Below are 16,142 nucleotides of genomic sequence, written 5' to 3' on the forward strand. Positions count from 1 at the left end.
CCACAAGAAATACCACTCTATCTTTCGGGTCTGAACCATGAAGCTGTATCCACTGTTTGCCGATCTCACGAACCGCCCGGTGCTGGTGGTGGGCGGCGGTGCGGTGGCCGAGCGCAAGATCGACGCGCTGCTGGGCGCGCAGGCGCACATCACCGTGCACGCGCTGACGCTCACGCCGCAGCTGCAGGCCTGGGCCGACGAGGCTCGGATCACGCTGCGCAGCGAGCCGTTCGACGAACGTCTGCTCGACGCGGTATGGCTGGTGATTGCGGCCACCTCGGACGACGCGCTCAACCGGCGCGTTGCCGCGCTGGCCGAATCGCGGCGGATTTTCGCCAACGTGGTCGACGAATCCGCGCTCTGCAGTTTCCATGTGCCGGCGGTGATCGATCGCGCGCCGCTGACGATCGCGATTTCCAGCGGCGGCGATGCACCGATGCTGGCGCGACTGCTGCGCGAGCGGCTGGAATCCCTGCTCGATCATTCGCTCGGCGCGCTGGCCTCGCTGGCGGCGCGACTGCGCAAGCGCATTCGCGTGCGCCATCCGGACCTGTCGGAGCGACGCAGTTTTTACGAAGATCTCTTTACCGGCCCGGTGGCGCGACTGCTGCGGCAGGGACAGCCGGAACGCGCGTTGGCTGCGGCGGAACAGCTGCTCGCGTCATCGCCGATTCGCGCGGCCGGATCGGTGGTGCTGGTCGGCGCCGGACCGGGCGACCCCGGCCTGCTGACGCTGCGCGCGCTGCGTGCACTGAACGAGGCCGACGTGATCCTGCACGATCGGCTGGTGAGCGCCGAGGTGCTCGATCTGGCTCGGCGCGACGCCGACCGCATCGAAGTCGCCAAGCAGGCCGGCCATCATCACACCACGCAGCACGGTATCCACGCGCTGCTGCTGGAGCACGCCCGTGCCGGCAAGCGCGTGGTGCGTTTGAAGGGCGGTGACCCGTTCGTGTTCGGTCGCGGCGGCGAGGAGCTGGAGTTTCTGCGCGACCACGGCATTCCCTTTGAAGTGGTGCCCGGCATCACCGCCGCGGCGGCCTGCGCCGCGTATGCGGGCATTCCGCTGACGCATCGCGATCACGCGCAGTCGGTGCGTTTTGTTACCGCACACTGCAAGGCCTCGATGGATACGCTCGACTGGTCGGCGCTGGCGCAGGAGCGGCAGACGCTGGGCGTGTACATGGGCGTCGGCGAGTTGCCCACGCTGCAGTCGAAGCTGATTGCCCACGGCCGCGCCGCATCCACGCCATTCGCGCTGATCGAGAATGGCACGCGCCAGAATCAGCGCGTGATTACCGGCACGCTGGGGCAACTAGCCGAGCGTGCTGTGGCTTATGCGGTGAAATCGCCTGCCCTGCTGATTCTCGGCGAGGTCGCCGCGCTGGCGCATTCGCTGGCCTGGTTCGGTCGATCGCCGCTGGGCACGTCGGCTGTGGCGTCGCGCGGCGATGCACAGGGCAAGCCACTGCCGGTTCCGGCGCGGCGCAGCGGCCAAAGCCGGCTGGCAGCGATTCATCGTCAGTAATTCCGACTATCTTCCCCGACCTCCGGAGCAAGCATGATTTACGAAAGCATTCTCGACACGATCGGCAACACGCCCGTAGTGAAGCTGCACCGTCTGGCACCGAAGCACGTCGACATCTACGTCAAGGTCGAGGCGTTCAATCCGGCCGGGTCGGTGAAAGATCGCCTCGCGCTGGCGATCATCCTCGATGCCGAAAAGCGTGGCACATTGAAACCCGGCCAGACCGTGGTGGAAGCGACCTCCGGCAATACCGGCGTCGCCCTGGCCGCCGTTTGCGCCGCGCGCGGCTATCCGTTTGTCGCGGTGATGACCGAAACGTTTTCGGTGGAGCGGCGCAAGCTGATCCGCGCCTACGGCGGCAAGGTGCTGCTGACGCCCGCCGCCGAGCGCGGCACCGGCATGGTGCGCAAGGCGGCCGAGCTGGCAAAGGAGCACGGCTGGTTTCTCGCCAATCATTTCGACAATCCGGCCAACCCCGCGTATCACCGCAACACCACCGCGCCGGAAATCCTGCGCGATTTCGCCGGTCGTCGGCTGGACTATTTCGTCAGCGGCTGGGGCACCGGCGGCACCATCACCGGCGTGGGCGAAGTGCTTAAGCTGGCGCGGCCGGACGTCAAGGTCATCGCCACCGAGCCGGTCGGCGCGGCGCTGCTGTCCGGCAAGGAATGGCAGCCGCACAAGATCCAGGGCTAGACGCCGGACTTTTTGCCCGGCGTGCTGAACCGGCAGATCGCCGAGCGCATCGTGCCGGTCGACGACGTGCTGTCGCGCGATACCTCGCGCGCGCTGGCGCAAAAGGAAGGCATCTTTGTCGGCATCTCGGCCGGCGCCACGCTCGCCGCCGCGCTGGAAGTGGCCAAGGATGCGCCGGAAGGTTCGGTGCTGCTGGCGATGCTGCCGGACACCGGCGAGCGCTATCTGTCGACGTTTCTGTTCGAAGGCGTCAATGAAGGCTCCGACGATATCGGCTGAGTATTCTCTCGGACATGACCGCTGGCGCCATAAAAGGAAACGGGCGCCTGAGCGCCCGTTTCTTTATGCGGCAATGATCGAAACTCAGAACGTGTAGTACATCTGGAATTCAACCGGATGCGTGCTGGCACGGTAGCGGGTGACTTCCTTCATTTTCAGCTCGATGTAGGCATCGATGAAGTCGTCGGTGAACACGCCGCCGGCCTTGAGGAAGTCGCGATCCTTGTCCAGCGCTTCGAGCGCCACGTCGAGGCTGGAGCAGACCTGCGGGATGTTCTTCTCTTCTTCCGGCGGCAGATCGTACAGATCCTTGTCGGCCGGCGCGCCCGGGTCGATCTTGTTGATGATGCCGTCGAGGCCGGCCATCATCAGCGCGGTAAAGGTCAGATAGCCCGACTGCATCGGATCGGGGAAGCGCACTTCGATGCGGCGACCCTTCGGGCTGGCCACGTACGGAATGCGGCAGCTGGCCGAACGGTTGCGCGCCGAATAGGCCAGCATCACCGGCGCTTCGAAGCCCGGCACCAGACGCTTGTAGCTGTTGGTGGTGGAATTGGAGAACGCATTGATCGCACGCGCGTGCTTGAAGATGCCGCCGATGTACCACAGCGCGGTCTGCGACAGGCCACCGTAGAGATCGCCGGCAAACAGGTTTTCGCCGCCCTTGCTCAGCGACTGATGCACGTGCATGCCGCTGCCGTTGTCGCCGACGATGGGCTTGGGCATGAAGGTGACGGTCTTGCCGTTCTGGTGCGCCACGTTCTTCACCACGTACTTCATGGTGATCAGCTCGTCGGCCTTCTTCACCAGGGTGTTGAACTTGACGCCGATCTCGCACTGGCCGGCGTTGGCCACTTCGTGATGGTGCACTTCGACGGTCTGTCCCAGCGACTCCAGCACCTTGCACATGTCGGCACGCAGGTCGGCCAGCGAATCGACCGGCGGCACCGGAAAGTAGCCGCCCTTGACGCCCGGACGATGGCCGGTGTTGTCGCCGTCGTACTTGTACTTGGAGCTCCAGGCCGCTTCCTGCGAGGTGATCTCGTAGAAGGCGTGGCCCATGTCGTTCTGCCAGCGCACCGAATCGAAGATGAAGAATTCGGGCTCCGGGCCAAAGAAGGCGGTGTCGGCGATGCCGGTGGACTTCAGGTATTCCTCGCCGCGTTTGGCGATCGAGCGCGGGTCGCGCCCGTAGGCCTGCATGGTCGACGGCTCGAGCACGTCGCAATGCAGAACCAGCTGGGTGTGTGCGCTGAACGGGTCGAGGTAGGCGGTGTCCGGATCGGGCAGCAGCACCATGTCCGACTCGTTGATGCCCTTCCAGCCGGAAATCGACGAACCGTCGAACATCTTGCCGTCTTCGAACGTCGAATCGTCGATCGAGTGGGCGGGGAAACTGACGTGGTGATGGACACCGAGGATGTCGGCGAAGCGGAAGTCGACAAACTCGACCTCGTGTTCCTGGATCAGATCGAGCACTTTCTTGGCGGCGGACATAGAACAACCTCGGCTAGTGATTAACAAGCGGTTTTAGCAAGCGTCATGCCACGGGGCATAAACTCGATTCTGCCGGCCTTTGCGCGACCTGATGACGATCGCAGCACGACCTTATGCATCATACACGGGCAATCTTGCGCGATATTTGCACCAATATGAAGCTTACGGGGCGTCGGGTGGGCACTACACCGCCGCCCCGTCGCCCCGCATGCACCCGCTGCTCAGGCCTCGTAGGCGCTTTCGCCGTGCGAACTGATGTCCAGGCCTTCGCGTTCGGCTTCCGGGCTGACGCGCAGTCCGAAGATCAGCTTCACGACCAGGTAGACGATCACCGACACCACGCCACTCCACACCAGGGTGATGCCGACGCCTAGCGCCTGCACACCAACCTGCTGCGCCATCGTGGTGTTGCCGGCGCCGAAGCCGGTGCCGCCCAGCGACACCGCGCTGAACACGCCGGTGAGCAGCGCGCCGACGATGCCGCCGATGCCGTGCACGCCGAACACGTCCAGCGCATCGTCCACTTTCAGAATCTTCTTCAGCCCGGTCACGCCCCAGACGCAGCAGAGGCTGGCCAGGGCACCGATCACCAGCGAGCCCATCGGCCCGACCGTGCCGCAGGCCGGCGTAATGGCCACCAGCCCGGCGACCGCGCCGGACGCGCCGCCGACCATCGACGGCTTGCCGCGGGTGACGACTTCAACGATCAGCCAGGCCAGCACCGCCATCGCCGTGGCAACGAGGGTGTTGATGAAGGCCAGCGCCGCACCACTGTTGGCTTCCAGATTGGAGCCTGCGTTGAAGCCGAACCAGCCGACCCACAGCAGGGCCGCGCCGATCATGGTGTAGGTCACGTTGTGTGGCTTCATCGATTCACGCCCCAGGCCCAGACGCGGTCCGACCATGTAGGCCCCGACCAGACCGGCAATACCGGCGTTGATGTGCACCACGGTACCGCCGGCGAAATCCAGCGCGCCTCTGGCGAACATGAAGCCGTCCGGCCCGAACCAGACCATGTGCGCGATCGGCAGGTAGGCAAAGGTGAACCACAGCGCGGTGAAGGCCAGCACGGCGCGGAAGCGCATGCGTTCGGCGAACGAGCCGACGATCAGCGCGCCGGTAATGCCGGCGAAGGTCGACTGGAACACGATGAACACGTACTCGGGCAGCGACACGTTGGCGCTGAAGGTGGCCGACAGCGTGTCCTTGGTGACGCCTTTCAGGAACAGCTTGCTGAAGCCGCCGATGAAGGCATTGCCCTCGGTGAACGCCAGGCTGTACCCGTAGATGACCCACAGCACCAGGATCATCGAGAACACCGTCATCACCTGCATCAGCACCGACAGCACGTTCTTCGAGCGGACCAGACCGCCGTAGAAAAGCGCCAGGCCCGGCACCGTCATCAGCAGCACCAGCAGGGTCGAGGTGAGCATCCACGCCACGTCGCCCTTGTCGACCACCTGCACGATGGGCGCCGCGGCGAAAGCGGAAGGTGCCAGCAGAAGCAGGCACAGGAAAACAAAGGGGGACATCCACCCGGGTAGACAGCGCGAGTGGTCGTTCAACGGAAGCTGTTTCATGGAAACCTCGCAGGGCAGAATTCAGAGGGCGTCGGCGTCGAGCTCGCCGGTGCGGATGCGGATGACCTGCTCGATGGTGCTGATGAAAATCTTGCCGTCCCCCACGCTGCCGGTTTTCGCCGACTGCTGAACGGCCTCCAGCACCGTATCGAGCAGCTCGTCGGCGATCACCACCTCGAGCTTGAGCTTGGGCAGAAAATCCACGACGTACTCGGCGCCGCGGTAGAGCTCGGTATGGCCCTTCTGTCGTCCGAAGCCACGCACTTCGCTGACCGTGATGCCGCTGACGCCGGCATTGGTCAACGCGTCACGCACTTCGTCCAGCTTGTAGGGCCGGATGATGCAACTGATCAATTTCATGCACATCTCCAGACGTTGATACCGCCGTGGTCGCCCACGACGGCTGGTTTGAATGCCTGCTCACAGATTTTCCCGATACAACGTTTGCTGCGACCTCTCTTTCATAAAACCACAAATGGGCGATCGTTGGTCAGAACGATTTGCTCAAGGTAAGGATGGCGGTAGCGCGACCGACGTAATGACCCTCGGGATTGGTATAAGCGCTGCGCTTCGCGTTCGTGTCGTAGTAACCCAGCGCGATCGAGTAACCGCTGGCGAAGGCACGCGTCACGCCGACCCGCCAGTCGTAGTAGGAATATCCGGGACTATTGGGCACATCCTGATGACCGACATGGCTGTTCAAAGTCCAGCCCGGAGTGAACTCGACGTTGTAGGACAGATCGACGTAATCGCTGTGCTTGCTGTCGGCGAAGCCGAACAGGTTGGTCAAGCCATAGGAATATTTCAGCGCGATCCCTTTCCACGTCAGCGATGCGTAAGCCTCGGTGGTATACGGGCGACTGAAGCCGGCCGGGTACGTGCCGGGGTAGTAATAGGTATACAGCCCGACGTCGTACGCCCAGTCGGCGCTGAAGCTGCCGCGGTAGCCGGCGTACCCGTCGATTTCGAGACTGCTGGAAACGCGAGCTTCCGCAGTGGACACGTCCGACAGCCAGCTGACGTTGCTGCCCCACGCGCCGACATACCAGCCGCCGGCATCGTCGTATTCGATACCCGGCTGAAACGCCGGCTTGCGATTGGTCTGCGAAAGACCGCGGAAAATGTAGTCGTTCGTCACCGAGACGCTGCCGACGACCTTGCTGACCGGTGTGTCATCCGCCAGGGCAGCCATCGGATCGCCCAACATCACGGCGCTTGCCAGTATCCATTGCGATGCTCGCTTCATCGGTGTGGCTCCTTCGCTATGTTTGAAGCACATCGGATTCGGACGTCTGGACGTCCATAACCCCATGCAACTTCGACAACGTCGACAAGGCGGGCCATCGAGTGGCTGGCGCATCGGCAACGGCCTGGCTTGCGTGGCGCATGCGCGGCCACACAGATAAGCAACGTTTTCTGATGAAATGAGCAGCGGGCTCGAAATCGCGCGCCGACGCCCGAACGTCGGGCAACCGCTGCGTTTCAAGAAGCGCCGCTTCAATATCGGGCGCCGCCGGTGATGAGACGGCCGCCAGCTTTTCGGTCTTCGCCGTGGCGTGTACCCGCAGGCACGAACGGACCGACATGGTTCTGCCGCAGCGCAACCATGCGCCAACCTGACCCGTATTCCCCACGACCTGAGTTGTTCGAGCGTGTCGGCGCGCTATTAGCGCTGCACCACACGACGTCGCAAACTATGCCGATGACTCGATCCTGCCCTAGTTATTTGTGCATTGCAATACGATGACGCGATTATTTTCGTAAGAAATATTTTTGCTGCCGGCCCATGCATCTCATTGGTTTTCCTTGTAACCAATTTCACCGGGCGCTCTCCACCGCGCAATCGCGGGAATGAATCGCAGGAATTTGCGCCGCAGCGGCGGCCGCCGTCCCGTATTTCTCCATCTCGGCGACCTTACTTCGGCCGCTGCGCGACAGATCTCGCGAAGCGTCAGTACCTAAGCTAGGCTCCCGTGTCCGCGGCGACGGCGCCGTCCTCTTGAAGGTTTGTATCCGTGACTGATCTGATCCACGTCATCCTGCTCGGCATCATCGAAGGCATCACCGAATTTCTGCCGATCTCCAGCACCGGGCATCTGCTGATTGCGGAAAAATTCGGGCTGGGCGCGCGCTCGGATCTATTCAACGTCGGCATCCAGGCCGGTGCGATTCTCGCGATCACCTTTATTTACTGGAAGCGCATCTGGCAGCTCTTTTCGCAATGGCGCGAGCCGGTCAATCGCGATTATCTGCTGAAGCTGATCGTGAGCTTTCTGATCACCTCGGTGCTCGGCGCAGTCATCGTGGTGCATTTCCATTTCAAGCTGCCTGAAACGATTACGCCGATCGCATGGGCGCTGCTGATCGGCGGCATCTGGATGATCGCCGCCGAACAAATCGCGGCGCGGCAGGCCGATCGCACCCAGGTGACCTGGCGAGTGGCGATTCTGGTGGGCATTGCGCAGATGGTCGCCGGCGTGTTTCCAGGCACCTCGCGTTCGGGTGCCACGATTTTTACCGCCATGCTGGCCGGTACCAGCAACCGCGCGGCGGCCACCGAGTTCGCCTTTCTGGTCGGCATTCCGACCATGTACGCAGCGACCGGCTACGAGCTGCTGAAAGTGCTGAAGGACGGCGGCGCCGCCAACGAGGACTGGATCGCGCTGATCGTCGGTTTTGTCGTTTCGCTGATCGTCGGCTTTGTCGCGGTGAAGTGGCTGCTGGGCTATATCCGCAGCCATCGCTTCACCGCGTTTGCGATCTATCGCATCGTGCTGGGCATCGCGCTGCTGTTGCTGGTGCCCTCGGGCGGTTGAGCCCGCGTCGGCGAATCAGGCGGCCGCAGTGATGCGCTCGATCTCTTTCGTGGTCGCCTCGGCGGCGAGCCGCGCATTGAGCAGACACTGCGGCTCGCAGGTGCGCTGGAACAGCTCGCCGACCCACTCGATGAACGCTTGCACGCGCGCGGATAAATGACGCTTCTGCGGGTACACGATCCACAACGGTGAACCGGTGGAAATCGTGTCGGTCATGACGATTTCCAGCTCACCCTTGGCCAGCGCCGCGGCCGCCAGGCAGTGCGGCACCTGGATGATACCCAGGCCGGCGACCGCCGCCTGGATCACCGATTCGCCGTCGTTGATCAGCATGTGCGCGTCGACGTCCAGCTCGACCCGACCGCTCGGCGTGTCGAACTGCCACTGGTAGGCCTTGCCGGTACTGGGGAAAACATAGTTGATGCAGCGGTGCTGGCGCAGGTCGTCGATCGTGTGCGGAATGCCGTGTCGGGCCAGGTACGACGGGGCGGCCAGCAGCACGTTGCTGAAGTGGCCGAGCTTGCGCGCGATCAGGCTGGAATCCTCCAGCTCGCCCATGCGGATGGCGCAGTCGTAGCCCTCTTCGTTGAGGTCGAACGGGTAGTCGCACATCGCCAATTCGAGCCGGATATCCGGGTAGCGGCCCTCGAACTCCACCAAGTTGGGAATGATCGCCGAGCGGCCGATCGCCGAATGGGCAGCGACGCGCAGCTTGCCGACCGGATGGATCCGCGCCTGCCCCAGCGCCTCGGTAGCTTCGGCCAGGTCGGCCAGAATTTCCTTGCAGCGGGCGTGGAACGAGGCGCCGTCGTCGGTCAGCCGCAGCGAGCGCGTGGAGCGCGACAGCAGCCGGGTGCCGAGCTGGGTTTCCAGTCGGGCTACGGCCCGGCTCACGCCTGACGGCGTCATGCCCAGCTGGCTGGCCGCGGCGGCAAAGCTCTTGGCCTCGACCACGCGCACGAAGGTCGATATGGCGGAAAAGTCTTCCATAGCCTGGTTTTTCCACGGATTCGTGATTCTGACTCACGAGTGTAGTGCGCCGCGAACGGATTATCTATACCGCTTGGTACACCTATTCTCTCCAGCCTTCGCCGCCGGCCCCACCGTGCGTGCCCTGTTTCTGGAGATCGATCATGTCAACGAACGCAACAAAAAAGCGCTGGATTCCCCTCGCCCTGGCCATTGCCCTGGTGATCGGCAGCTGGGCGGTGCTGGGCCAACACGGCGAAAGCCACGCGCAGACCAACAGCGCACCGCCACCGCCGGCGGTGACCGTGGCGCAGACCCTGGTTCGCGCGGTCAGCGATGCCGATGAGTTCACCGGCCGGCTGCAGGCGATCGACACCATTCAACTGCGGCCCCGGGTGAGCGGCTACGTCGACCGCGTGCTGTTTACCGAAGGCGCGATGGTCAAGAAAGGCCAGCTGCTGTTCCAGATCGATCCGCGCCCGTATCAGGCCGAGGTCGATCGGCTGCAGGCCAACCTTGGCCAGGCGCATGCCGAATTGGTGCTGGCCGACGCGAACGCGGCACGCGCGCGGAAGCTGCTTGATCAGCACGCGGTATCGCGCGAAGAAGCCGACCGCATGAGCACGGCATCGCAAAGTGCCAAGGGACAGGTGGCCGCCGATAGCGCGGCACTCGATGCCGCCCAGCTCAACCGCGAGTTCACCGAAGTGCGCGCGCCCATCGACGGGCGCGTCAGCAACGCGCTGATCACCGCCGGCAATCTGGTGACGCCGAACGATGTGCTGACCAGCGTGGTCAGCGTCAATCCGGTGTATGCGTACTTCGACGTCGACGAGCACAGCTACCTCAAGCTCGACCACATCCGGCGCGAGCACGGCGCCGCGCCGCAGATCGCCATGGCCCTGGCCGATGAAAGCGGCTTTCCGCACAACGGCCGCATCGACTTCGTCGACAACCAGCTGAGCGCCGCCAGCGGCACGATTCGCCTGCGCGCCGTGTTCGACAACACCGATGGCAGCTTCACGCCCGGCCTTTACGTGCACATGCAGCTGCGCAGCGAGAGCAAGCAGCCGCGTGCGCTGATCGACGATCGCGCGGTTGGCACCGACCTCGGCAACAAGTTCGTCTACGTGCTCGACAAGGATCGCAAGGTCGACTACCGCAAGATCACCACCGGCCCGCTGATCGACGGCCTGCGCGTCGTCACCGACGGCCTGAGCAGCAGCGATGTCATTGTCGTCAACGGCCTGCAGCACGTGCGCCCCGGCATGGAAGTGAACCCGACCAAGGTCGCGATGGCTACGCGCAGCCTCGATGCCACGGCCAGCCAGGTCGCCAGCGGCGGCATTCCCAAAGGCAATGCGCTGACCAGCGCGCAGGACTGATTCGATGAAACTCGCTCAATATTTTGTGGATCGACCGATCCTCGCCGGCGTGCTGTCGGTGCTGCTGCTGATCGCTGGCACGATCTCGCTGTTCAAACTGCCGATCGGCGAATACCCCGAAGTGGTGCCGCCGACCGTGGTGGTGCACGCCAGCTACCCCGGCGCCAATCCGAAGGTGATCGGCGAGACGGTTGCCACACCGCTCGAAGAGCAGATGAACGGCGTCGAGGGCATGCTGTACACCGCCTCGCAGGCCACCAGCGACGGCGCCATGACGCTGACCGTGACTTTTGCGCTCGGCACCAACCTCGACGACGCTCAGGTGCAGGTGCAGAACCGCGTCGCCCAGGCGCTGCCGCGCTTGCCCGAAGAAGTGCAACGGCTCGGTGTGACTACGCAGAAAAGCTCGCCCGACCTGACCATGGTCGTGCATCTGATTTCGCCGAACCAGCGCTACGACATGCTGTACCTGTCGAACTACGCGCGCCTGCACATCAAGGATCAGCTCGCCCGCCTCGACGGCGTCGGCGACGTGCAGATCTTCGGCGCCGGCGAATACAGCATGCGCGTGTGGCTCGATCCGCAGCGCCTGGCCAGCCGCGGCCTGACCACCGGCGACATCGTGCACGCGATCAAGGAGCAGAACGTCGAAGTGGCGGCCGGCGCACTCAACGCGTCGCCCGGCCCGAACAACAACGCATTCCAGCTCAACATCAACACGCAAGGTCGTCTGGTCACCGAAGACGAGTTTCTGAAGATCGTCGTACGCACCAACCCGGACGGCGGCGTCACCTATCTGCGCGACGTCGCGCGGGTGGAGCTGGGTTCGAACAATTACGCGCTGCGCAGCCTGCTCAACAACAAGCCGGCGGTGGCCTTGCCGATCTTCGCGCGGCCGGGCTCCAACGCCATCCATATTTCCGATGAAGTGCGCAGCACCATGGCGCAGCTGAAGAAGGATTTTCCGCAGGACGTCGATTACAAGATCGTCTATGACCCGACGGTATTCGTGCGCGGCTCGATCGAGGCCGTGGTGCATACGCTGTTCGAAGCGATTCTGCTTGTCGTGCTGGTGGTGATTCTGTTCCTGCAGACCTGGCGCGCCTCGATCATTCCGCTGGTCGCCGTGCCAGTGTCGCTGGTCGGCACGTTTGCGGTGATGTATCTGGCCGGTTTTTCGCTCAATGCGCTGTCGCTGTTCGGCCTGGTGCTGGCCATCGGCATCGTGGTAGATGACGCGATTGTGGTAGTGGAAAACGTCGAGCGGCATATCGAGCACGGCCTATCGCCGAAGGACGCCACGCGTCAGGCGATGAAGGAAGTCACCGGCCCAATCGTGGCCACCGCGCTGGTGCTGTGCGCGGTGTTCGTGCCGGCGGCCTTTATCAGCGGCTTGACCGGCGAGTTCTATCGCCAGTTCGCGCTGACCATCGCGATCTCCACGGTGATCTCGGCGTTCAACTCGCTGACCCTGAGCCCGGCGCTGGCCGCCCTGCTGTTGAAGGAGCGCGGCGCACCGAAGGATGCGCTGAGCCGCGGCATCGATCGCGCTTTCGGCTGGCTGTTCCGCCCGTTCAACCGCTTCTTCGTGCGCAGCGCCAACAGCTACGTCAGCGGCGTGCAGCGCGTGCTGCGGGCGGGTTCCGTCGCGCTGATCATCTACGGCGGCCTGGTCCTGCTGGGCGTGTTCGGCTTTGCCAAGGTGCCGACCGGCTTCGTGCCGGCGCAGGACAAGCAGTACCTGGTGTCGTTCGCGCAACTGCCGGACGCGTCGTCGCTGGACCGCTCCGAAGCCGTGATACGCCGCATGAGCGACATCGCCTTGAAGCAGCCGGGTGTGGAAAGCGCGGTCGAGTTTCCCGGCCTGTCGATCAATGGTTTTACCAACAGCACGAATTCCGGCATCGTTTTCGTCACGCTGAAGCCGTTCGAGGAGCGCCGCGATGCGTCGCTTTCGGCAGGTGCGATCACCGCGGCGCTGCAGCAGAAGTATGCGGCGATCCAGGATGCCTATATCGCGATCTTTCCGCCGCCGCCGGTGAACGGCCTGGGCACGATCGGCGGCTTCCGCCTGCAGGTGGAAGACCGCGGCGACCAGGGCTTCGAAGAGCTGTACAAACAGACCCAGAACCTGATCACCGCCAGCCAGAAGGAGCCGGCGCTGGCCGGGCTGTTCTCCAGCTATCAGGTCAGCGTGCCGCAGATCGACGCCGACGTGGATCGCGAAAAGGCCAAGGCCGAAGGCGTGGATCTGAGCGATGTCTACCAGACCATGCAGGCCTATCTCGGCTCGCTCTACGTCAACGACTTCAATCGCTTCGGCCGCACCTACCAGGTCAATGTCTCGGCCGAGCCCGCTTTCCGCCACGAGCCGCAGGACATCACCGCCTTGAAGACGCGCAACGCCCGTGGCGAGATGGTGCCGCTGGGTTCGTTCGTCAGCGTGCGCCAGAGCGTGGGGCCGGATCGCGTGCAGCACTACAACGGTTTCCCGACCGCGGAAATCAACGGTGGCGCGGCACCTGGCTACAGCTCGGGTCAGGCCCAGGATGCGATGGAGCGACTGGCCAAGAACACCCTGCCCAACGGCATGTCGTTCGAGTGGACCGAGCTGACCTATCAGCAGATTCTCGCCGGCAACACCGCGGTGCTGGTGTTCCCGCTGTCGGTGCTGCTGGTGTTCCTGGTGCTCGCGTCGCTGTACGAAAGCCTGACCCTGCCGCTGGCGGTGATCATGATCGTGCCGATGGTGCTGCTGTCCGCGATCACCGGCGTGTGGCTGAGCGGCGGCGACAACAACATCTTTACCCAAATCGGCCTGATCGTGCTGGTGGGGCTGGCCTGCAAAAACGCCATCCTGATCGTCGAGTTTGCCCGCGAAGCGCAGATCCTCGAAGGCCTGGATCGCGTGCAGGCCGTACTGGAAGCGGCGCGACTGCGGCTGCGCCCGATCCTGATGACGTCGTTCGCTTTCATCATGGGCGTGGTGCCGCTGGTGCTGTCGCACGGCGCCGGTGCGGAGATGCGTCATGCGATGGGCGTGGCGGTGTTCTCCGGCATGCTCGGCGTCACCTTCTTCGGCCTGGTGTTCACCCCACTGTTCTATGTGCTGATCCGCCGCTGGAGCGAAAACAGCGCGGCCCGCCGCGCCGCCCGCAAGGCGCGTCACGCGGCGCTGCCCGCTCCCGCTTTCGAGGAACACTGAGATGACTTCGCTTTTCCGTTTGAGCGCTCTTGCCAGCGCGCTGCTCCTGGCCGGCTGCATCACCGTCGGCCCCGACTATCACCGTCCAGTCGAGAAGCCGGTCGCACTGCAGGGCGTCGATGCCGCGCAGCAGTCGGCGCGGGATTTTCAGGCCAACTGGTGGACGCAGTTCAACGATCAAACGCTCGATGCGCTGATCAAGCGTGCCGCGAAAAACAGCCCGGATCTGAAAATCGCGCTGGCGCGGCTGAACCAGTCGCGGGCGCAGCTCGGTACGGCGCGTTCCCAGCAGCTGCCCGACGTCCAGGCCCAGACCAGCTATACGCGCAGCCGCGAACAGCAGCCGGGTTTCACCACCGATCCGGAAACCATCACCACTTACCAGGCCGGTTTCGACGCCAGCTGGGAGCTGGATCTGTTCGGCGGCATCCGCCGTTCGGTGGAAGCCGCGCGCGCGGATACCGAAGCCGGCGCCGCGTCGCTGGAAGATGCGCAGGTCACGCTGTTCGCCGAGGTGGCGCGCCATTACTTCGATCTGCGCGGCACTCAGCTGCGCATCGACGTCGCCCAGCGCGATATAGGCAACCTGCGCGATTCGCTCAAGCTGATCAAGAGCCGCGCCGATGTCGGTACCGGTTCGGATCAGGATGTCGCCAGCGCCAGCGCGCGTCTGGCCGCCGTCGAGGCGCAGCTGCCCCCACTGCAGACTCAGGCGCAGGCCGATACGTTCCGCCTCGCCGTACTGCTCGGCGAGCGGCCGGGAGAACTCGACATCGACCTGTCGCCGAAGACCTTCCATCCCATCGATACCGCGCTGCCGATCGGCAACGCTGGCGACGTGCTGGCCCGCCGGCCGGACATTCGCGTTGCCGAGCGCGAACTGGCGGCGGCCAATGCGCGCATCGGCGTGGCCAAGGCGGACTGGTTTCCGCACATTTCGCTGGGCGGTTTCGTCGGTTTTCTGGCCGGCCGCAGCAACGATTTCGGCGGTGCGCAGTCGCGCGCCTTTTCGCTGGCGCCCAGCATCAGCTGGGACGGGCTCAACGTGCAGCGCGTGCGCTCCGGCGTCAAGGCCAGCGAAGCGCGCGCCGACGAGGCCAAAGCCAACTACCAGCGCACCGTGCTCAACGCCCTGGAAGACGTCGACAACGCACTGGTCAGCTACAACCAGCAGCGCGTGCGTGTGCAGAAGCTGGACGAGCAATCAACCCAGAGCACGCGTGCCGCCGAACTGGCGCGCATCCGCTACGAAGCCGGTGCCACCGACTATCTCGAGCTGCTCGACGCCCAGCGCACGCAGCTCACCGCGGAAGATCAGCTGGCTGAGGCCGAAGCCGGCATCAATCTTCAGGCCATCGCCATCTACAAGGCGCTGGGCGGCGGCTGGCAGGCCTGCGGCAACGAACACTGCAGCGCTCTGGCCAGCGCGCCATGAATATGCGCCCGCAAGCGCGGCGTAGCTTTTCTTCGTTCACCGCGCCGCCGCTGGAACAGCAGATCGCGCTGGTCAGCGGTGCCAACCGCGGATTGGGTCTGGAGGTGGTGCGGCAGCTTGCAGCGACTGGCATGGCCGTGCTGCTCGGCAGTCGTGACCTCACGCTGGGTGAGCGGGCGGCACAGCGGCTACGCCGTGATGGGATCGACGTCACGGCGATCCAGCTGGACGTCACCGACCAGACCGGCATCGACGCCGCGGCGAGGTATATCGAGAATACTTATGGACGTCTGGACGTCCTTATCAACAATGCCGGCGCCTACTACGACATGGGCGAACTGCCGTCGTCGATCGACCTCGATACCGTGCGCGCCGCGCTGGAAACCAACCTGTTCGGCGCATGGCGCGTTTGCGAGGCGTTGCTGCCGCTGATGCGCCCCTTTGGCTTCGGCCGTATCGTCAACGTCTCCAGCGGCTGCGGCTCCAGCGCGGTCGATGGCGAATGCTGTCCGGCCTATCGGGTCTCGAAGGCTGCCCTCAACACCTATACCCGCACGCTCGCGGCGGAGTTGGGCGGCAGCGGAATTCTGGTGAACGCGGTGTGTCCCGGCTGGACCAACACCGACATGGGCGGCACTGGAGGACGGCCGGCCAGCGAGAGCGCGCAAGGTGTCGTCTGGGCCGCCTGCCTGCCGGCGAAATCGTCGATCACCGGCGGCTTTTTCCGCGATCGCCAACGGATCGACTGGTGA

12 protein-coding genes and 1 pseudogene are annotated in these 16,142 nt (G+C 64.1%); 7 read left to right on the forward strand and 6 right to left on the reverse strand.

The window, feature by feature from the left end:
• The first annotated feature begins 37 nt into the window (after positions 1–37).
• Both cysG and cysK read left to right on the forward strand, forming a co-directional pair.
• Complete coding sequence (gene cysG / locus HDE78_RS10330) at positions 38–1,528, forward strand: siroheme synthase CysG (RefSeq protein ID WP_179478957.1); 1,491 nt, start codon at positions 38–40, stop codon at positions 1,526–1,528.
• A 33-nt stretch (positions 1,529–1,561) separates the two neighbouring features.
• Positions 1,562–2,503: pseudogene (gene cysK / locus HDE78_RS10335) on the forward strand (cysteine synthase A).
• An 84-nt stretch (positions 2,504–2,587) separates the two neighbouring features.
• On the opposite strand, the gene glnA reads toward cysK, so the two are convergent.
• The 5 genes from glnA to HDE78_RS10360 all read right to left on the reverse strand — a co-directional run bounded on the left by glnA (position 2,588) and on the right by HDE78_RS10360 (position 7,166).
• Entirely contained in the window at positions 2,588–4,000 is a 1,413-nt protein-coding gene (gene glnA, locus HDE78_RS10340; RefSeq protein ID WP_179478959.1) for a type I glutamate--ammonia ligase, read from the reverse strand.
• A gap of 221 nt (positions 4,001–4,221) precedes the next feature.
• On the reverse strand, positions 4,222–5,580 hold the full coding sequence (gene amt / locus HDE78_RS10345) for an ammonium transporter (RefSeq protein WP_179478961.1): 1,359 nt from the start codon (positions 5,578–5,580) through the stop codon (positions 4,222–4,224).
• A 21-nt stretch (positions 5,581–5,601) separates the two neighbouring features.
• On the reverse strand, positions 5,602–5,940 hold the full coding sequence (locus HDE78_RS10350) for a P-II family nitrogen regulator (protein ID WP_179478963.1): 339 nt from the start codon (positions 5,938–5,940) through the stop codon (positions 5,602–5,604).
• Positions 5,941–6,070: 130 nt separating this feature from the next.
• Positions 6,071–6,826: a TorF family putative porin gene (locus HDE78_RS10355; protein ID WP_179478965.1), complete on the reverse strand. Its 756-nt coding sequence runs from the start codon at positions 6,824–6,826 to the stop codon at positions 6,071–6,073.
• Positions 6,827–6,842: 16 nt separating this feature from the next.
• A complete protein-coding gene (locus tag HDE78_RS10360) occupies positions 6,843–7,166 on the reverse strand; it encodes a hypothetical protein (protein ID WP_179478967.1) in 324 nt (107 codons plus the stop codon).
• A 429-nt stretch (positions 7,167–7,595) separates the two neighbouring features.
• Between HDE78_RS10360 and HDE78_RS10365 the strand changes: the two genes are divergently transcribed.
• The gene (locus HDE78_RS10365) at positions 7,596–8,396 is read left to right on the forward strand and encodes an undecaprenyl-diphosphate phosphatase (RefSeq protein WP_179478969.1); all 801 of its coding nucleotides are present in this window, start codon (positions 7,596–7,598) and stop codon (positions 8,394–8,396) included.
• Between the two features lie 15 nt (positions 8,397–8,411).
• Here the strand turns inward: HDE78_RS10365 and HDE78_RS10370 are convergent, their stop codons facing one another.
• Positions 8,412–9,386, reverse strand: a complete 975-nt coding sequence (locus HDE78_RS10370) for a LysR family transcriptional regulator (protein ID WP_179478971.1) — start codon at positions 9,384–9,386, stop codon at positions 8,412–8,414.
• 143 nt (positions 9,387–9,529) lie between these two features.
• Here HDE78_RS10370 and HDE78_RS10375 point away from each other — a divergent pair, with 143 nt between their 5' ends.
• From HDE78_RS10375 to HDE78_RS10390, 4 genes are read left to right on the forward strand one after another with little or no spacing between them, the layout of a single operon-like run.
• Positions 9,530–10,750, forward strand: coding sequence for an efflux RND transporter periplasmic adaptor subunit (locus HDE78_RS10375; protein WP_179478973.1), 1,221 nt, complete (start codon positions 9,530–9,532; stop codon positions 10,748–10,750).
• A 4-nt stretch (positions 10,751–10,754) separates the two neighbouring features.
• Positions 10,755–13,955, forward strand: a complete 3,201-nt coding sequence (locus HDE78_RS10380; protein WP_179478975.1) for a multidrug efflux RND transporter permease subunit — start codon at positions 10,755–10,757, stop codon at positions 13,953–13,955.
• Between the two features lies 1 nt (position 13,956).
• Positions 13,957–15,390 carry an efflux transporter outer membrane subunit gene (locus HDE78_RS10385; protein WP_179478977.1) on the forward strand — a complete coding sequence of 478 codons (1,434 nt, stop codon included), beginning with the start codon at positions 13,957–13,959 and terminating at the stop codon, positions 15,388–15,390.
• Positions 15,387–16,142, forward strand: a complete 756-nt coding sequence (locus HDE78_RS10390; RefSeq protein ID WP_345776051.1) for an SDR family oxidoreductase — start codon at positions 15,387–15,389, stop codon at positions 16,140–16,142. Before HDE78_RS10385 ends, HDE78_RS10390 begins: the two co-directional genes overlap by 4 nt.

The organism is Rhodanobacter sp. K2T2, assembly GCF_013408815.1.
Taxonomy (GTDB): Bacteria; Pseudomonadota; Gammaproteobacteria; order Xanthomonadales; family Rhodanobacteraceae; genus Rhodanobacter.

Coding starts and splice junctions, on each gene's coding strand:
- HDE78_RS10390 (WP_345776051.1), top strand. CDS start 15,387: ATGAATATGCGCCCGCAAGCGCGGCGTAGCTTTTCTTCGTTCACCGCG.
- glnA (WP_179478959.1), bottom strand. CDS start 4,000: ATGTCCGCCGCCAAGAAAGTGCTCGATCTGATCCAGGAACACGAGGTC.
- HDE78_RS10380 (WP_179478975.1), top strand. CDS start 10,755: ATGAAACTCGCTCAATATTTTGTGGATCGACCGATCCTCGCCGGCGTG.
- HDE78_RS10375 (WP_179478973.1), top strand. CDS start 9,530: ATGTCAACGAACGCAACAAAAAAGCGCTGGATTCCCCTCGCCCTGGCC.
- amt (WP_179478961.1), bottom strand. CDS start 5,580: ATGAAACAGCTTCCGTTGAACGACCACTCGCGCTGTCTACCCGGGTGG.
- HDE78_RS10370 (WP_179478971.1), bottom strand. CDS start 9,386: ATGGAAGACTTTTCCGCCATATCGACCTTCGTGCGCGTGGTCGAGGCC.
- cysG (WP_179478957.1), top strand. CDS start 38: ATGAAGCTGTATCCACTGTTTGCCGATCTCACGAACCGCCCGGTGCTG.
- HDE78_RS10385 (WP_179478977.1), top strand. CDS start 13,957: ATGACTTCGCTTTTCCGTTTGAGCGCTCTTGCCAGCGCGCTGCTCCTG.
- HDE78_RS10355 (WP_179478965.1), bottom strand. CDS start 6,826: ATGAAGCGAGCATCGCAATGGATACTGGCAAGCGCCGTGATGTTGGGC.
- HDE78_RS10360 (WP_179478967.1), bottom strand. CDS start 7,166: ATGTCGGTCCGTTCGTGCCTGCGGGTACACGCCACGGCGAAGACCGAA.
- HDE78_RS10350 (WP_179478963.1), bottom strand. CDS start 5,940: ATGAAATTGATCAGTTGCATCATCCGGCCCTACAAGCTGGACGAAGTG.